We start from the raw sequence: 18,123 nt of genomic DNA on the forward strand, positions 1-18,123 counted from the left end.
AAATTGTAAGCGAGTTTATGAGCGACAACGTGGCAAGGGTGCAGCGTCACGCTGCCGAAAGGAGAAAATATGATAACAGTAAGCAATGTGAGCGTGCAGTTCGGCGGCTCAACACTTTTCAAAAATGTAAATCTTAAATTCACTAACGGTAACTGTTACGGCGTTATCGGTGCGAACGGAGCAGGCAAGTCCACATTTCTCCGTGTGCTTTGCGGCGAGCTCGAACCTGCTTCGGGCGAAGTAGTTATGCCAAAGGAGGAGCGTCTGAGCGTCCTCAAGCAGGATCACTTCGCCTACGATGAGTATACAGTTCTTGATACCGTTATAATGGGAAATGCCCGTCTTTACGAGATAATGCAGGAGAAGGACGCTCTTTACGCAAAGGAGGACTTTACCGAAGAGGACGGCGTAAAGGCATCAGAGCTTGAAGGCGAATTTGCCGAGCTCAACGGCTGGGAGGCTGAGTCCGATGCTTCAAAGCTCATACAGGGCCTGGGACTTTCAGAGGATATCCTTTATACACAGATGTCCATGCTCTCAGGTAATGAAAAGGTAAAGGTACTGCTTGCACAGGCTCTTTTCGGAAATCCCGATATCATACTCCTTGACGAGCCTACCAACCACCTTGATATAGACGCAGTACGCTGGCTCGAGGAATTCCTTTCCGAGTACTTCGGTACAGTTATCGTGGTATCTCATGACAGACACTTCCTCAATAATGTCTGCACACATATTGTTGATATCGACTATAACAAGATAAAGATGTACGTAGGTAACTACGAATTCTGGTATGAGTCCAGTCAGCTCATACAGCGCATGATAAAGCAGCAGAACAAGAAGAACGAAGAAAAGATAAAGGAACTGAAAGACTTTATCGCTCGTTTCTCCGCAAATAAATCAAAGTCCAATCAGGCTACATCACGCCGTAAGCTCATTGAGAAGCTGACAGTTGAGGAGCTCCCTGCATCAAGCAGAAGATATCCGTTCATCGGCTTTGATATGGACAGAGAGCTTGGCAAGGACATATTGCAGGTAGACGGCATCTCAAAGACCGTTGACGGAGTAAAGCTCCTTGACAACGTAAGCTTCACACTTGGCAGAACAGATAAGGTCGCATTCGTAGGCGAAAGCGAGCAGGCTATCACCATGCTGTTCAAGATACTCATGGAAGAGGAGCAGCCTGACAGCGGAAGCTTCAAATGGGGAGTATCCGTTACTACTTCATATATGCCTGTTGACAACTCAGAGTACTTCAACGGCTGCGAGCTTTCAATACTTGACTGGATAAGACAGTATTCCGTAAAGGACGAAACAGAGACATATCTCCGCGGCTTCCTCGGACGTATGCTGTTCTCGGGCGATGACGTATACAAGCCTGTAAACGTACTTTCTGGAGGCGAAAAGGTGAGATGTATGTTCTCGCGCATGATGCTTTTCGGCTCAAATGTACTTCTTCTCGACCGTCCTACCAACCACCTCGACCTTGAAAGCATCACAGCTGTAAACAACAGCCTTATCAACTTCAAGGGAGTTGTACTTCTTGCATCTCACGACCATGAGATAATGCAGACTACTGCAAACCGCATAATCGAGATACTTCCCGAGGGCTGCCTTGACAGACAGGGCACATACGAGGAGTTTATCGACTTCAAAAAAGCAAACGGAATGTTATGATGATAAAAAAGTCCTAAAGCACGGGGGGAATGTGCTTTAGGACTTTTTCATTCTTCTGATTCTTCCCTTGGAAGAAGATTTTGACTGCATTTTTCACGCCAGTCGCTGTAGAAGCTTTGCCTGTGGACAAAGTCTATGACATCGGAAGCTTTTTCGTCCTGTATCATACTTTCGTATGACTGAGTGTACTCATAGGCACGGCATATATCGCTGCCTATGACAAAGTCGATAAAGCTGTATGAAGTCTCGATGACATCGGGTGCAGCAGCTGTTTCGGGAGTAGTATAGACGCTGCTTGCGCTGTAGGGATCAATGCTGCTGATGATAGAACTGATACTTTCAAGCTTGGTATCATCGAGAGCAGCAAGCTCACGGATATCGTCGAATGGCATGAAATCGTCTTCTTTTGTTTCCGTAAGAACAGAGCTTAACCACAGATCGTCCAGAAGCTGATAGCTTGACGAATAATCGGTTTCGCTTGTCCATAATCGGTTGAATCTATCAATAGTGCCTTCTTCATTCATGTAGAAACCGCACCATACTCTGCCGTCTGACTGGATAAAAAGGTCGGATTTGATATCTGAATTGATGTTGTATAGTTTTTCGCGGTATATTATCGTGGTTTCCGCGAGTTTTTTAGGAGCAGATGAAGTGTTTGAAGCTACGGTTTTAGTGACGCTTGGCTGAGACTGCGATCCTGCTGACTCTTCTTCCGCTGAGCGCGAGACGCAGCCTATTAGCATTATGGCAGACAAGGCGGCTGTAACCAGTCGTTTCATGTTTAGCCTCCTAAATTCGGGAGAAAACTTCTCCTATTCTTTCGCAGATAAGAAGATCTGCGTTTTTGTCCATTTGGGTAGGTGCCATGTTGATAATAACTAAGTTGTTGCCTTTGAAATAGCGTATAAGACCTGCTGCGGGATATACGTTAAGTGAAGTGCCGCCAATGATGAGGGTATCAGCGTTTGCTATAGCTTGTACAGCACCGCTGACTGTATCATCGTTGAGAGCCTCTTCATAAAGAACTACATCGGGCTTTACTATGCCGCCGCATTCGCATCTGGGTATGCCCTCAGAGTTTGCGATAAACTCGACATCGTGGAATTTACCGCATTTTGTACAGTAGTTCCTGAGTACGCTTCCGTGGAGCTCATAGACCTTTTTGCTTCCTGCTGCCTGATGAAGTCCGTCGATGTTCTGTGTAACAACGGCTGTGAGTTTGCCCTCAGCTTCAAGCTGTGCAAGCTTCAGATGAGCTGCATTGGGCTTTGCGGTAAGACACAGCATCTTTGCTCTGTAGAAGCGGTAGAATTCCTCGGTATCTTCCATAAAGAAGGAATGACTGAGGATAATTTCGGGCGGATATTTCCACTGCTGATTGTACAGACCGTCAACACTTCTGAAATCGGGTATGCCGCTTTCGGTAGATACTCCCGCACCGCCGAAGAATACTATTCTCCGGGAGTTGTTTACGATATCAGCAAGTTTTTCGATATTATCCATAAGCTCAATCTCCTATGACCTTGACGAAGAACTTTCTTGTTCTCGGACCGTCAAATTCGCAGAAATAAATATCCTGCCATGTGCCGAGAAGGAGTTTTCCGCCGCTGATAATGATAGTTTCGCTTGCTCCGACAGCTGATGATTTAAGATGAGCGTCGGAGTTGCCTTCCGCGTGTTTGAAAATAGATAAGTCAGGGAACACCTTATCTATGCCGTGGATAAAATCCGTCTGAACGTCCGGATCAGCATTTTCGTTAATGGTTATCGCAGCGGTAGTGTGCGGACAATAAACTATACATATCCCTTCGAGTACACCGCTCTCCTTGACAGATTCACTTACTTCACGAGTGATATCAACAAGCCCCTCAGCGGGAGTGCTCAGTTTGAAATTAAATAACATATTATCAAAAAACTCCTTTCATGTAGGTCGTTTTTATCAGGACGCGGCATCTCGTACAGGGAGAACAAGATGAAAACGTCCTTTAGAATTGGTGTAGCTGAGTTGCGCGAGCTGACAGTTAAGATGACCTATGCGGCGAAAACTTACAGCTTTTGATCTCAGCTCCCAACTATTTACTTGTTTGTGATATATAGGATTTGCAGAAGTAATTCAGCGGACATACATCGCATTTAGGCTTGCGCGCATTGCAGATATCCCTGCCGAATTCCACAGTCCTGTGGCAGAAGTCCGATGATACATCGGGAGGAATGAGCTTTACAAGGTCCTTTTCCACCTTTGCAGGCTCTTTGTTTTTTGTCAGTCCGAGTCTGCCCGTAATGCGTATGCAATGGGTATCAGTTACCATTGCAGGCTTGCCGAAAACATCACCCAGCATAAGATTTGCAGTCTTTCTTCCTATGCCCGAAAGGGTGAGGAGCTCCTCCATAGTGTCGGGGACTTCGCCGCCGAAGTCATTTATTAGCTGACTTGCCATTTCCTTGAGACTTTTGGCTTTGTTATGGTAAAATCCACAGGGCTTTACGTCCTGTTCAAGCTCTGCAAGGTCAGCATTTGCGAAGGCTTCAAGAGAAGGATACTTCTTAAAAAGCGTCTCTGTGACCACATTTACCCTTGCATCGGTACACTGTGCTGCAAGACGTGCAGCAAACATAAGCTCATAGGGCTTATCGTAGTTGAGAGTACAGGCTGCATCGGGGTAGAGCTTTTCAAGCTCTTTTACAGCAAGCTCGGCAATTTCCTTTTTGGTCATCAGTCAGACTCCTTCAGCTTTTTCTGCTTTTCGAGTATCCCGTCGTAGACCTTGTACATCTTCTGCACAGTATTTTCAAGGAAGTAGTAATGCTTGATATAGAATGCAAGGAGCACAAGTATCATAGTGACCAGAATAAGTACGGGTATACTCGCTTTGAATAAAGTTACAGCCATGAATATGGTGAGAACAATGGCAAAAAGCATAGTCACAAGGAAGTGGACTATCCTTTCGTGCTGCATGAAGGCTATTTTGTCCTTATGTTCAGCCATTATCTCGTCCAGTTCATCAAGGCTCGAACAGCTTTCGAGACGCTGCTGAATGTATTTCATGTAATTAGTAAGATACTCAGTCATTTTCTCACGCTCCATGAACAAAGTTAACGAAACTCTAATCAAATTATACACCTTTTTATATAATATGTCAATACAAAACTGCAAAAATATGTAGAAAAAATGACTTTATTAACACTTTGGTAATTTAAGCTTAAATTAAGCGGCTTTTTGCACTATATGTCAAACTTGTTTTCTCCCAATTGTGCGTGTATACGAAAATTATATACAATATGAGAACAATTAAGCTTACTTCTTGATTTTAACTGAAATTATAGTATAATTAAAGTACAGAAAATTTTTATTTAATAGGAGGATATAAAAACATGGGAATTAAAATTCTGAAAAAGGCGGGTTCTGCTATTATGTCAGCAGCACTTCTGCTGAACTGTGCCGTTTACAGTGCTCCTACTGTAACAGCAGCCGATGCGCCGCTTAAATTCGAGTTTGAGGACGCAAAGTACACAGGCACCATAACCGTTGAAAAGGACGCAAATGCAAGCGGCGGTTCTGCACTTAAAATGACAGACAGCGGAACTATAACTATGACAGTAAAGGTAGATGAGGCAGGCCCTTACAAGCTTATATTCCACGCTTTCGGAATAGGCACAGACAAGCAGCAGAATTTAAGTGTCAACGGAACTTCACAGGGCGCACTTGGCATACCAGAGGGTACAGAGTATCAGGAGATAGCACTTCCTGCCATCGTACTCAAGGCAGGGGAGAATACCATTACTATCGACAAGTCATGGGGCTGGTCACAGTTCGATTATCTCGAAGTAGAGCCAATGGGCGCAACAAAGATCGAGGCAAAGCAGACGACTCCATGCGATCAGTTGGCAACAGTTGAGACACAGAGCCTTATGGCTTATCTTGCAGAGGTATACGGCAAGAACATAATCTCAGGTCAGCAGGAGATATACAGCGGCGGACCTCACGGACTTGAGACCGAGTTCGAGTACTTAAAGGAAACAACAGGACATTATCCCGCTATCCGCGGCTTTGACTACGGTAATTTCTGCTGTCCGCTCTACGGCAGCGATGACGGCTCAACAAAGCGTATCATCGACTGGGTAAAGAACAAGGGTGGTATCGCAACAGCTTCATATCACATCAACGTGCCAAAGGATTTCGCAAACTATACTATCGGCACGAAAATGGACTGGTCATTGTCCACCTACACAGCAAAGGATACCGACTTCTCGCCTTCAAAGGCTGCAACTCCCGGCACAAAGGAGAACGAGTATTACCTCTCCACACTGAAAACACTTGCCGCAGAGTTCAATAAGCTTGAAGCTGAGGGCGTACCTGTTATCTGGAGACCTCTTCACGAAGCCGAAGGCGGCGGCGGTGAGGACGGCTCATGGTTCTGGTGGGGCAGAGAAGGCTCTGAGGCTTACAAGAAGCTTTGGATATACACATACAATACCCTTACCAACGACCTCAACTGCCACAACCTTATCTGGGAGTGGAACAGCTACAACTACGCTAATTCCGCTAACTGGTATCCCGGTGACGCATATGTAGATATAATCGGATATGACAAGTACAACTGTACTGTATACCTTGAAGAAAACGGCTGGCAGGCTTCTCTCAGACATGACGACAGCCCGATAAGCTCCACATTCTATGGTATCATAGACAAGTATGACGGAGCTAAAATGGTCGCAATGGCTGAGAACGACTGCTTCTCAACACCTGACAAGCTTCAGGAGGAAAAGGCAGGCTGGCTTTATTTCTGCACATGGTACGACGGCGGCAGCGATAACACCAACTTCCTTACAAATCCTGTATTCAACACCAAGGAAGACACTATCGCAATGTACCAGAGCGATTACTGTATAACTCTTGATGAGCTTCCGAAGGATCTCTACAAGAAGGAAGGCATCACTCCCCCCGATCCTTCCAAGGTAACAACTACTACCACCACAACTGCTGATCCCAGCGTAACGACTACTACGACGACTGCGCCTTACAAGTTCTCTATTCAGAAGAAGAGCGTAACTATCCCCGAAAGACCTGAAAACGGTTTGGGAAAGTGTATGAATATAACTCTCTCAGGCGCACCGAATGCATCTATTGGCGGTGCAATAGGCTACGGTACAACTGCTGACGACTGGAAGAACGTCGAGTGGGATTGTAAGCTCAACGACGAAGGAAAGGCAACGATAAGTGTTGATATCAGTGATATGCCTGACAGCTTCAAGACCTGCGAGGTACAGGTATGGTGGTCGAATGTATGGAATTCAGCTACTGAAAAGGCTGTTGATAAGCCTTACACTATCGAAAAATGCGAAGTAGAGTACCTCATGGGCGGCGATAATGATCCGTTATGGGGCGATGCAAACTATGACGGCGAAGTTGATATGAGCGACGTTGTACTTATAATGCAGTCTCTTGCAAATCCGAATAAGTTCGGACTTGATGGAACTGATCCGCATCATCTTATTGGAAAAGGCGCATACCTTGCAGACGTTGACAAGTCCAGCGAAGGCATTACATCAAACGATGCACTGAGGATACAGGAGTATCTCCTTAACAAGGTAGAAACACTTGATCCAACAGCAAAATAAAACGAAAAAGCTGCACTTCATGTGCAGCTTTTTTAATGTATAATTGTTGGCGGAAATTTTGTAGGGAACGCCGCCATCGGCGTTCCGTTTGATACGTAACGTGTTCTGCGGAATGGTGGGAGCACCGTTCCCTACAATTGGTAATTTGAAGTCCATGTGTAATTGGACTTTGAATTACCGTTCATGGGCTCGGCATAATTATTGCGCTGTAAGCGATGTACGATCAGCAAATCTGATGAGAGTGAGCGAGTTTACGAGCGACAACGTGGCAAGGGTGCAGCGTCACGCTGCCTAACGGCTCATCAGTCCTCAGTCATTCTTGACTTTATATATTCTTCAAGCAGGTCAACAGTTCTGTCGATACCGAGACGTGAGCTGTTGATGCTGAGGTCATAGAGTCTTGAATCGCCCCAGTGACCGTCGCAGTGATAGTTGTGGTAACGCTTTCTTTTGCGGTCCTTTTTGTCGATGAAAGCCTTAGCCTTGTCTTCTGAAAGCTCATAGATGCTCATTACACGCTTGATCTTTTCGTCCATATCACCGAGTATGAACAGTGAAACGAGACACTTGAAATCGCGGAGCTTAGTCTCTGAGCAGCGTCCTACAACTACGAAGGACTCGCCGCTTGCAGCCTTTTCTCTGAGGAAGCTGAACTGCATCTCGGCAATATTATCCTCAATGGAATTGCTGTAGCCGTTTACTCTGCGTGAGAGGAGGTGGTTCTTTGGCTTTTCGTTGTACTTTTCGATCTCCTCGGGAGTAAGACCTGTTTTGTTGGCGATCTCTGTGATGAGATGACGGTCGTATATCGGTATCTTGAAACGCCTTGCGAGCTGTTCGGCGATATTTTTACCGCCGCTTCCGAATTCACGACCTACTGAAATGATTACCTGTGACATATATATTCCCCCTTAAATTAAATTATAAATAACGTACAAAGAGATAAACGGTTGAGATAGCGAGTACTATAACTGTAGCAGGAGCGATCTTTTTGCAGTATCTTCCCCAGCCGATAGGATAGCCGTTTTTCTGAGCAACGGAAGTACCCACAACGTTTGCGGAAGCTCCGATAGGAGTAGCACTTCCGCCGATATCAGTACCGATAGCAAGTGACCATGCAAGAGTTGATATCGGAACGCCCGATGTCTCTGCAAGGCTCTGGATGATAGGTACCATAGTTGCAGCGAACGGGATATTGTCCACGAAAGCACTTGCGATAGCAGATACCCAAAGGATAATAGCGATCATGAGCTTTATGTTGCCGCCGCTGATGTTGCCGATGAAGTTTGCAATGAGTTCGAGTATTCCTGTTTCTTCAAGACCGCTTACAACGATGAAGAGTCCGATGAAGAAGATCAGTGTCTTATAGTCAACTTTCTTGAGAAGCTCAACAGCGTGTTTGCCGAAAGCTATGAGAGTGATAGCTGCTATGAAAAGACCGATAGTAGCAACTGTAAGGTGAGTAGTTGCGTGAGTAACAAGAAGCAGGACAGCGCAGGCGAAGATTACACAGCTTATTGCGAAATCCTTCTTGTTTGTGATAGCCTCTGAGGGCTTAGGGAATTTGCTCATATCCACAGGAGCACTTTTATCTCCTGCGAGCTCCTTGCGGAATGCAAAGTAGAGGAAGAGTACCGATACTACAAGGCATATACCTGCGCAGAGACCTGTGTTTGTAAGGAAGTCGAAGAATGAAAATCCCAGTGAAGTACCGACGATGATATTCGGAGGATCTCCGCACATTGTTGCCGAACCGCCAAGGTTAGCGCAGAATATCTCAGAGAGTATCATAGGTACGGGATTGAATTTGAGGAGTGAAGCAAGTTCTATAGTGACAGCTGCAAGGAACATGATAACTGTGATACTGTCGATAAACATTGAGAGTACCGCAGACATTACCATAAATGTAATGAATATCGGGATAGTTTTGCATTTTACGAGATAGGCTATCTTCATACAGAGCCATCGGAAAAAGCCTGCTTTTGCCATGCCTTCTACCATGACCATCATACCTGCGATAAAGAGTATGGTCGCCCAGTTGATACCTTTGCTTTCGCTTTCAGTGACCTGATACCAGAAGTCTTTGGTAGCAAAATTCTTGAGAGCGAGGGTGTCCATGATAGCCGTGCCGTTTCGCATACAAATACCGAAAACGACTACCAGCGTGAGGATACCGCTGCCGAGTGTTACATAGTGCCTTTCTATCTTGTCGAGAACGATCATAATGAACATTCCCACGAAGATAACAACGGCAAAGATCTGTGCTGCTGACATTAAAAAACCTCCATAAGAGCGGAACAGTTCCGCGTAATAAACCTTTCTATTTAAATAGGAAAATATACCATAGCGAATTATAGCACAAAAAATAAGGTAATTCAAGGCAAAAATTGATATTTTTTCTAAAAAGTCGAATTTTGGACAAGCTGTACCTTTTTAACTCAAAAGTGAAGATTTTTTTGTTATTGTGTCGTCTAAAATATTCAGAAAAAGCTCTCAAAGACACATGGCAGGCAGGCTGAAAAAAATTTTATGGCACGTATTGCTTTATTCATAATTATGTGTTATAATAATAAAGGCAAGCGATAGTTTTATGGAACTCTTTTTAGGTTCTTATGAACTCGAAATAAAATATTGCCGATAGGAGATCATAGAATGTTGAAATATATTTTGCTCATAGTTGGATTTATATTGCTTATCAAGGGGGCGGATTTCTTCGTTGACGGAAGCTCGGCAGTTGCCAAGCGTCTGAAAGTACCTGCTCTGATAATCGGTATGACTATAGTTGCAATGGGAACAAGTCTGCCCGAGACATCGGTAAGCGTAAGTGCTTCCGTGCTGGGTAAGAACGACCTTGCCATAAGCAACGCTGTGGGCTCGAATATATTCAATCTTATGGTGGTATGCGGAGTCTGTGCAGTCCTTTGTCCTATGGCGATAGGCAAAGAGACACTGAAAAAAGACCTGCCGTTTTCCATAATAGTAGCAGGAGTGCTCCTTGCACTGGGAGCAGTAACGGGAACTGTAATGCGCTGGGGCGGAGTTATACTCCTCGCGCTGTTTGCGTTCTTCCTTTATATGATGATAAGCTCTGCGAAAAAAGCAAGAGATGCAGGAGAGCTTACAGAAGAGGACGAATACAAGATAATGCCCGTGTGGAAATGCCTTGTGTTTATAATCGGAGGAGCAGCTGCCATAGCAGTCGGCGGAAAAATGGTGGTTGACGGAGCTTCCGACATAGCCCGTGCTTTCGGAATGTCGGACAACCTTATCGGAATGACTATAGTTGCTCTCGGAACGAGCCTCCCCGAGCTTGTAACATCTATCGTAGCCGCAAGAAAAGGCGAGGTAGATATGGCTCTGGGAAATGTAGTAGGCTCTAATATATTCAATATCCTGTTCGTACTTGGTATAGCCTCGACTATATCACCTATTGCATTCACAATGCAGAACACCATAGATACGGCAGTTCTCATAGCAATGAGCCTGCTTGTGCTTATACTGTGTCTGCCGAAGAAAAAGCTGCTCAGGTGGCATGGCGGATTGATGCTTGCGGTATATGCAGGATATACAACGTATATTTTTATGAGATAAAGGGGGAGATGTAAGGTGTATTGTCAGAAATGCGGTTCGATGTACGATGACGGACAGCCCTGTTGTCCTTACTGCAAAACGCCGAGAGCAGGCGTGAACAATTCCCAGTTCCACGGCTTGATGCCGCCTTTAGACCGTAACGGTATGCCTTGCTATGATCCCGGTGATACACCTGCCGAAACAGGCATAATAATACTCTCTCTGCTTGTACCGCTCGTAGGGATAATATTCGGCTGCATCTGCCTTAAAAATAATGAGAAAAGAGCAGGAAATGCCTATCTTATTGCAGCGGCTGCAAGGTATATTATCTTGCTGTTTCTGGTATTTGCCTTTGTTTTTCACTTTTTTTCTTTTTTCACGTTTTTCCTGTAAGATAGGAGGTATGTTTTATGATCTGTCCGTATTGTGGAGCATCAATATCCGAGAACGAAGAAAAGTGCCCTTACTGTGATTCTTACATAGATCATAATGACAGAAATATAGATGATAATGGCAGACCGACTCATATAATTAAAATTTCCCCGAAACGAGATGATTTTGTTTATAATGAGGAAAACTACGATCAGCTTAGACTGCCGCTTGTATTTCTGTCGATGATACCTTTATTAGGTATAATTCTTGGCGTAATGTGTATCAAAGGCGGAGCACCAAAATGCGGTAAGATATACCTTGGAGTGGCTTTAGTGTCGCTGTTCCTTTTCCCACTCATGAAAAGATTGATTTTTATGTATTTGTTCTTTTAAAGGAGGGTGAAGGCTGTGAAATGTCCTAACTGTGGAGGTTCATTATCAGAGAATGATATTCAGTGCCCATACTGTGATACATTTTTTGATACATATGATGATGATTATCAATTAGGTTTTAAGATACAAAAGGTAAATCCCGAAGATGACAAGATAAATATCCTGATCTTGCTTATATCAATTATTACTCCTGTCGGACTTACTGTCGCAGTGGTATATTACCTTATTGGTTATGTAAAATGTGCAAAAGCATCTTTGATAGCAGCGTTTACGCCTTTAGTTCTGGCTATTGCGGGAGCATTGGTATTTGGCATTGCGGAGCTTATAAAGGCTTTATGACAGGTGTGTTTTATCTTTTGAAATATCGTTTTTTAGTGTTATATTATTTTAAGGTGGTGTTAAATAATTATGATCTGTCCACATTGCGGAGCATCTATATCAGAGAACGAAGAGAAATGCCCATACTGTGATTCATTTCTTGATACAAAAAAGAAGAATATCAATATAGAGGATATTCAAAGGGAGATACATGACAAGATATCTCCTTTGCAGAGCGATCCCGATGACAAGCCAAATGCATTTATGATCATACTATCATTGATCACACCTATAGGAATCCTTTTGTTTATAATCAATCTGATGATGGAGCGCCCGAAAAGTGCAAAGGCCTGCTTTTTGGCAGCATTTATCACAATGTTCATTTTTGTATTCGGCTTTATCATATTCGGCTTTTTTGAAATGCATTCAATGTCAAGTTCCATGCCGGATATGCCTGATTTTTTTGTGAATTAGATAAGAATATCATCGAACCAAAGGAAGTTTATATAATATCTGCAAAATAAGCTCCCGACAGCGTCAAAAGATCGCTGTCGGGAGCTTTTTCTATACTGAAAGATCATACAAAGGAGGTGATCATCATAATACGAGTTCGTCGGTAACTTCAAGTGTATCTATAGCAGCTGCAACAAACTTGGTATTCGAGAGGGCATATACATAGTCGCCTATATATATAGCTCTGTCGAAGCCTGTTTTGCTGTAGTAGTACGGCTCGTCATCGCTGGTGTTCAGGATTTCCGAGATATCGCCTTTTTCAACGAATTTGCCGTCCTCAAAGCTGAAGAAAACGTACTGTGATGATATTGAAGAGCTCCAGCCGTTATTATCGTCATAGTTCTCTGTTGTCATTTCTATCGGCACACCTATGAGATTTTTCTCGGGAGCTATGAGCAGAGCCTTTCTTTCCCATACAGCCGTAGAGTTATACCACTTTGATGTTGTGCTTGAAACACCGTCGTAGTCGTCATCGTAATCGTTGTTCCATGTGAATACATCAGCAGCCTTTAAGTTGTTAGGGTCGGAGTTGTCGAACATAGTCAGTCTCAGACCTGTTATTCTGCCGTTATCGTCAGCGTCCTGACCGAAGCCGAGAAGCAGTCCGTCGCCCCAGCTCTGCATATATGTGCTGAAACCGTTTATCTTGAGTTCGTCAAGTACAACAGGCTCGGCAGGATTACTGAGGTCAACAGCGTATAACGGGTCAGTCTGGCGGAATGTAACGATATAAGCCATATCGCCGCTGAAGCTTGCAGACTTGAGCTGCTCGCCAACGCCCAGATCACCAACATCGCCGATTATGTTCATATCCATATCGAGGACATAGACATGAGTATCTGTTTTGACATTCTCATATGTGTAGTAGCCGTCCTCATCGCCTGTGATAGTGCCCCATATGTCCTCGAGGAAGGTCATATCATCGTCATTGTATTTGTAGAACGTCTTTTTCTGCTCGCTGTAGGTAGCAGCTACGCGGAAGTATCCGTTATACTCGCTCATTGAGAACTGATCTTTTACATTGCCCTTGATAATGCCGCCTGCTTCGGGAACGATAGCACCGCCTGCGATAGATATACGGGTAATATCGGAAGTATTGTAATCGCCGTTCTCATCATCATAGCGTGTAGTAGCTGTGTAGAGATTGTTTGCGGAGCAGTAAACGCTTCCCGAATAACCTGCGAGAGTCTTTATATCATAAGCCTTCGGTTCACCTGACTTGTTAAGGTCAACGCTGCCTATAACGCTGTAGCTGAGGTAGTATGAGCTGCCGAAGCCGCACTCGGGGAGGAGTATATCCTCGGGAGCGATAACGTCAAAGTTCTTTTTGAAGCCATAGCGCGGTATATAATGAATTGTATCCTCACAGTCCTCTACTATATTGAATGAGCAGGTCGAGTAATCCGAGATAAGGAGCATATACCCCTCGGGAGAAATTCTTACGTCATTGAAATAGCCGTCCTGTTTATAAACATCAATAAGCTCGGGCTCGTCACCTGTGGTGAAGAAAGCTGCAAATGTATAGCCGCCTGAGGTATGAGTTGACTGGTCGTAGGTAGAATCCGTACCTATAACAACTATCATATCGTTATAGATGTACATATCACGGATATTTGTATAATGCTCATCGCTGACACCGAGAGACTCGTTTATATTTATTGAAAAGCTGTGTGTGAACTTTCCGTTTTCAGCGTTTGCAGCAAAAAGCATGGGCTTATAGCTTTCTTCGTCAAACTTATTGGAAATGTAATAGATATGTTTTCCGTCAGTCTTTACGATATCAGCTTCGAGAACGTCCTGTTCCTGATTATAGGTATCGGAATGTTCGGGATCGGTTTCCTCGGGTTCAACAGCAGCTGTTGCAGTCTCGGTATCTGGCTCATCAACAGCAGTAGCAGGTTCGACATCGGGTTCGGCAGCAGCCTCGGTGGGCAGCTCAGCCGCAGGAGCAGTAACAGATTCACCTGATGTTGCAGTTGAATTTGTGTTTATGCTGAGCTCTTCGTTGCCGCTGCTGCCGAAAACAGGAACTTCTGCACCTGTTGCTCCGACATCCGCATCGTCAAATGCAGCTGCTTCCTCGACCATTTCATCTGCAATGGCGTTTTTATATCTGTCTCTTTTGCTCTCTCTTTCAGCCTTTTTGTAGGACTTCTGGAACATGGTATATACCTGTTCATAGTCGGAAGCACCGCTCATATAGCTTGCCTGTTTCTTTGCTTCCTGATCTGTTGTGGTATTAATGATATCATGTACCGTAGCAGGCTCGGTAACAGTGATCTCCTTGTCAGTATATTTATTATTATTTCTGTTGTTCAGTGAATATACGGCAGTACCGCCGATAACGGTACAAGCAGCCGCAGCAGCGGTTATGCGTCCTGCAAGCTTTATGCCGCTTCTCTTTTTCTTAGGTGCTTGTTCGTCAAGCATTTTCTTTATATTTTCAGGTTTGAGAGAGTCGGGAACGGGCTCTTTGTTTATCATCTCTCTGATCTTATCGTCATTATTCATATGTATTCTCCTTTCGGACTCATAGTTCAGGGGTAAGCTCCAGCCTTAGCTTTTGTTTTATCCTCGTCAGCCGTGATCGGACGGTGCTGGGCTTTATGCCGCAGACCTGAGATATCTCGTCGCTTGAATAGCCTTCGAGCACTGACATGGAAAGCAGCAGGCGAGATTCGGTATCGAGATTTTCCACAGCTTCACGAAGCTCGACTGACTCAAAGTCAAAGCTTTCAGTCAGGTCTGTGTTTTCGTTGAGTTCATCGGCAGGCTCAAAATACGAGCGTTGTTTTCTTTTTATCTTAGCAGCAAGGATAGTCATTATCCAGCTTCTGAATTTTTCGGGACTGCGCAATTTTTTGATCGAACAGAATGCGTCCAGTACGGTATCGCTTACTGTGTCGGCAGCGTCATGGGGACTTCGCAGACTGTAAAGTGCAATATGATACAGGTCCTCGTAAACTGTAGCGTACAGTCTCGCGAAAGCTTCCGTACTTCCTTCACGGGCAAGTCGGACATCTTCTGAGTAGTCATTCATGTGGATCCCTCCTTTGAATTCGAATTCATAAATTATGTGTCATCGGGAATGCAGATCGCTGCAAAAGATGTATAAAATCGGCGATTTAAACAAAATGTAAACCGCTTGATTGTGGATTATAACGATATATAAATATTCAACCCACAAAAATGCTCTTATGGTGTAAAAAACGCAGAAAAGTTCATTGACAATTCTTAATAAATCATGTATAATATAAGTAACTTCTAATGTAGGGGTGGGAAACTTGATCAAAAAAAAGAGAACGATCTTTGGCGTTGTAGCTGCTGAGGCGAACAGTATTGAACAGCGTCAGGTCATAAAAGGAGTTGCAAGGTTCGATCAGTGTGTCGGAATAGATACGATCATTTTCTCCAATAATTATAATCCTAATATTAAGGAAAAGGAGCTTTTCTGCGAAAACAGGATATATGATCTTATCATGTCTGACGAGATCGACGGACTTATCATTATTTCAGAATCGTTTGTAAATGAAGATCTGCGCAAGGTGATCGCTGATCTTCTTTCACGCAAGACGATACCGATAGTCGTTGTAGGCACGTACCTTGCCGAGCTTGATATGCCGCAGTGTACATTTATAAATACCAGCGACGAAAATGATATCGAGGATCTTACCGATCATCTTGTAGATAAGCATGGCTTTACAGAAATAGATATAATAACAGGCTATGATTTTATCGAAGCATCAAATCTCAGAGTTAACGGCTACAGGAAATCTCTCGAAAAGCACGGTATCGAATATGATGAAAAGCGTGTGCATTACGGAAATTTCTGGATGAATTCGGGCGAAGAGCTTGCAGAGCGTTATCATAACGGCGAGCTTCCTTTGCCTCAGGCTATAGTCTGCGCCAATGATTATATGGCTTACGGACTTATAGACAAATTTGATGAGCTTGGCATAAAAGTACCCGACGATGTTACAGTAGTAGGCTATGAATTCGTAGGTGATCGTTTTATGCATTCGCCGCTGCTCACGACATACAAGAGAAACCGTGAAACTATAGGCGAGGACGCGGCGAATTTTGTATACAGCAAACTCAAAAACAGAGAATTTCTTTTTGCGCCGCCTAAGGGCGAGCTGGTATGCGGTTCAAGCTGCACCTGCGGCATAGACCGTGTACAGTATAAAGATGAGCTGAAAAATGCGCGTACCAAAAAGGAATACGACAACTGGAACTTGTTCAATCCTCTTGACCAGAAGCTGACAGAGTGCCGTACACTCGGTGAATTCACTGATATATGCAGCGAATACCACTGGCAGGTGCGCGGTATCCAGAGTTTTTATCTGTGCCTTTATAAAAACTGGTATGATACAGATTCAGAGCTCAGCGAGATACTTTCGTGTCAGTGCATGGTAAACTGGGAGGACAGGACTCCGTTCGATATGCACAAATTCAATTTCTCTGCACTTCTCTCAAAGAATTACGAGCCTGCTGTGTATTATTTCAATCCGCTGTTCTTCAATGACAGGCTTTTCGGACATCTTGTGCTCAAATACCATGATCCCGATACCTATGACGATATCTACAGAAACTGGCTCAAATCCGTATCCAACGGACTTGAGTTCCTGCGCATGAAGAATGATATCCAGTATCTTACACAGTGTCAGAATTTGTCGGATATGCGTGATACTCTTACGGGAATGTACAACGAGACAGGCATGAGAAAGGCTTATCATACCCTTGATATCGAAAATCAGGAATACGCTCTCGTTATGCTGAGGATAGGTATCTCAAATGCAGGATTTTACGAGCTCAACGGCAAGATACCTGCTGTTATGGACGCAGCTGAGGCTATCAATCAGTTCTGCGGAAGCAATGATATCTGCGGCAGAGTCAATGACAATACCTTTGCCTGCATAATACAGGGCGAAACAGATACCGAGCTCCTTGAAAACAGGCTTAATTCCATAATGCTCCAGCACGCTGTATATATAGACCAGTACGGACTTGATTCCTTTGTTTATGCAGCTATCAAGTGCAACGAGAAATCATATACCAAGCTCACGGCAATGTGTACGGATATACTTGCCGAGCGTCAGCGCGAGAAAATGGAGATGCGTATGCGTCCGCATTACGAGGATATGCTCAGTATAAGGAGCTATATCTACAGCAATCCGCAGGACAGCTTCGAGTCTGAAAAGCTCCGCAAGCTCTATCCATACAGCGCAGGACATCTCCGCGAGGTATACAAGAAGTGCTTCGGCGTGAGCATACATAAGGACTGCATCAACGCACGTATGGCAAAGGCGACCTACTGCCTGACGGTAACACCGATGAGTATGGCGGAGATAGCGGAGCAGTGCGGATATGTGGACAGTAAATACTTCCTGCGTCAGTTCCTTGCAACGGTAGGAGTAACACCAAATCAATACCGCAACATGGCTAAATGAGCTGCTAGCCTTTAGCTTGTAGGGGCTGCCTTTGGCAGTCCGCAATGAATACTAATGTATGTAGGGGCGCATTCCGTGCGCCCTCGAAAAAAATTCAACTATGAATTTTCACATATGGATACACCAGATGCATTCCGCTCGCCCGTACAAGCAATACACAAATTGACAAAAACCCGAAAGCTTCATTATCCGAATGCTTTCGGGTTTATTTTTCA

General features: G+C 44.2%; 18 protein-coding genes. 9 read left to right on the forward strand and 9 right to left on the reverse strand.

Annotated features, from left to right (window positions below):
• Positions 1 to 69: 69 nt before the first annotated feature.
• Complete coding sequence (locus tag BLW60_RS04365; RefSeq protein WP_074714651.1) at positions 70 to 1,674, forward strand: ABC-F family ATP-binding cassette domain-containing protein; 1,605 nt, start codon at positions 70 to 72, stop codon at positions 1,672 to 1,674.
• 47 nt (positions 1,675 to 1,721) lie between these two features.
• Here BLW60_RS04365 and BLW60_RS04370 read toward each other — a convergent pair whose 3' ends face one another.
• The 5 genes from BLW60_RS04370 to BLW60_RS04390 form a co-directional block, all read right to left on the reverse strand.
• Positions 1,722 to 2,453: a hypothetical protein gene (locus tag BLW60_RS04370; RefSeq protein WP_074714652.1), complete on the reverse strand. Its 732-nt coding sequence runs from the start codon at positions 2,451 to 2,453 to the stop codon at positions 1,722 to 1,724.
• Positions 2,454 to 2,463: 10 nt separating this feature from the next.
• A complete protein-coding gene (locus BLW60_RS04375; protein ID WP_074714653.1) occupies positions 2,464 to 3,177 on the reverse strand; it encodes an NAD-dependent protein deacylase in 714 nt (237 codons plus the stop codon).
• Positions 3,178 to 3,181: 4 nt separating this feature from the next.
• Positions 3,182 to 3,577, reverse strand: a complete 396-nt coding sequence (locus tag BLW60_RS04380) for a secondary thiamine-phosphate synthase enzyme YjbQ (protein ID WP_028517068.1) — start codon at positions 3,575 to 3,577, stop codon at positions 3,182 to 3,184.
• Positions 3,578 to 3,746: 169 nt separating this feature from the next.
• The gene (nth, locus tag BLW60_RS04385) at positions 3,747 to 4,388 is read right to left on the reverse strand and encodes an endonuclease III (RefSeq protein ID WP_074714654.1); all 642 of its coding nucleotides are present in this window, start codon (positions 4,386 to 4,388) and stop codon (positions 3,747 to 3,749) included.
• Entirely contained in the window at positions 4,388 to 4,744 is a 357-nt protein-coding gene (locus tag BLW60_RS04390) for a hypothetical protein (RefSeq protein WP_074714655.1), read from the reverse strand. The genes nth and BLW60_RS04390 overlap by 1 nt, the downstream gene beginning before the upstream one ends.
• 302 nt (positions 4,745 to 5,046) lie before the next feature.
• Between BLW60_RS04390 and BLW60_RS04395 the strand changes: the two genes are divergently transcribed.
• Both BLW60_RS04395 and BLW60_RS16410 read left to right on the forward strand, forming a co-directional pair.
• Positions 5,047 to 7,293 carry a glycosyl hydrolase gene (locus BLW60_RS04395; protein ID WP_074714656.1) on the forward strand — a complete coding sequence of 749 codons (2,247 nt, stop codon included), beginning with the start codon at positions 5,047 to 5,049 and terminating at the stop codon, positions 7,291 to 7,293.
• A gap of 88 nt (positions 7,294 to 7,381) precedes the next feature.
• A complete protein-coding gene (locus tag BLW60_RS16410; protein ID WP_139283364.1) occupies positions 7,382 to 7,588 on the forward strand; it encodes a hypothetical protein in 207 nt (68 codons plus the stop codon).
• A gap of 7 nt (positions 7,589 to 7,595) precedes the next feature.
• On the opposite strand, the gene BLW60_RS04400 is transcribed toward BLW60_RS16410, so the two are convergent.
• Positions 7,596 to 8,192, reverse strand: coding sequence for a cytidylate kinase-like family protein (locus BLW60_RS04400; protein ID WP_074714657.1), 597 nt, complete (start codon positions 8,190 to 8,192; stop codon positions 7,596 to 7,598).
• 22 nt (positions 8,193 to 8,214) lie between these two features.
• Entirely contained in the window at positions 8,215 to 9,567 is a 1,353-nt protein-coding gene (locus tag BLW60_RS04405) for an ArsB/NhaD family transporter (protein ID WP_074714658.1), read from the reverse strand.
• 381 nt (positions 9,568 to 9,948) lie between these two features.
• Here BLW60_RS04405 and BLW60_RS04410 point away from each other — a divergent pair, with 381 nt between their 5' ends.
• The 5 genes from BLW60_RS04410 to BLW60_RS04430 all read left to right on the forward strand — a co-directional run bounded on the left by BLW60_RS04410 (position 9,949) and on the right by BLW60_RS04430 (position 12,419).
• Complete coding sequence (locus tag BLW60_RS04410; protein WP_431768007.1) at positions 9,949 to 10,884, forward strand: calcium/sodium antiporter; 936 nt, start codon at positions 9,949 to 9,951, stop codon at positions 10,882 to 10,884.
• 15 nt (positions 10,885 to 10,899) lie between these two features.
• Positions 10,900 to 11,256, forward strand: a complete 357-nt coding sequence (locus BLW60_RS04415) for a hypothetical protein (protein ID WP_139283365.1) — start codon at positions 10,900 to 10,902, stop codon at positions 11,254 to 11,256.
• A gap of 17 nt (positions 11,257 to 11,273) precedes the next feature.
• Entirely contained in the window at positions 11,274 to 11,627 is a 354-nt protein-coding gene (locus tag BLW60_RS04420) for a hypothetical protein (protein ID WP_074714661.1), read from the forward strand.
• A 15-nt stretch (positions 11,628 to 11,642) separates the two neighbouring features.
• Positions 11,643 to 11,966, forward strand: a complete 324-nt coding sequence (locus BLW60_RS04425) for a hypothetical protein (protein WP_074714662.1) — start codon at positions 11,643 to 11,645, stop codon at positions 11,964 to 11,966.
• 69 nt (positions 11,967 to 12,035) lie between these two features.
• Positions 12,036 to 12,419 carry a zinc ribbon domain-containing protein gene (locus BLW60_RS04430; RefSeq protein ID WP_074714663.1) on the forward strand — a complete coding sequence of 128 codons (384 nt, stop codon included), beginning with the start codon at positions 12,036 to 12,038 and terminating at the stop codon, positions 12,417 to 12,419.
• Between the two features lie 123 nt (positions 12,420 to 12,542).
• Here BLW60_RS04430 and BLW60_RS04435 read toward each other — a convergent pair whose 3' ends face one another.
• Both BLW60_RS04435 and BLW60_RS04440 read right to left on the reverse strand, forming a co-directional pair.
• A complete protein-coding gene (locus BLW60_RS04435; protein WP_074714664.1) occupies positions 12,543 to 14,969 on the reverse strand; it encodes a beta-propeller domain-containing protein in 2,427 nt (808 codons plus the stop codon).
• Between the two features lie 19 nt (positions 14,970 to 14,988).
• The gene (locus BLW60_RS04440) at positions 14,989 to 15,498 is read right to left on the reverse strand and encodes an RNA polymerase sigma factor (RefSeq protein ID WP_074714665.1); all 510 of its coding nucleotides are present in this window, start codon (positions 15,496 to 15,498) and stop codon (positions 14,989 to 14,991) included.
• 235 nt (positions 15,499 to 15,733) lie between these two features.
• On the opposite strand from BLW60_RS04440, the gene BLW60_RS04445 reads away from it, so the two are divergent.
• Entirely contained in the window at positions 15,734 to 17,908 is a 2,175-nt protein-coding gene (locus tag BLW60_RS04445) for a substrate-binding domain-containing protein (RefSeq protein ID WP_242872828.1), read from the forward strand.
• The last annotated feature ends 215 nt before the right edge of the window (positions 17,909 to 18,123 follow it).

Origin of the sequence: Ruminococcus flavefaciens (genome assembly GCF_900108555.1) — a bacterium.
Lineage (GTDB): Bacteria > Bacillota > Clostridia > Oscillospirales > Ruminococcaceae > Ruminococcus > Ruminococcus flavefaciens_P.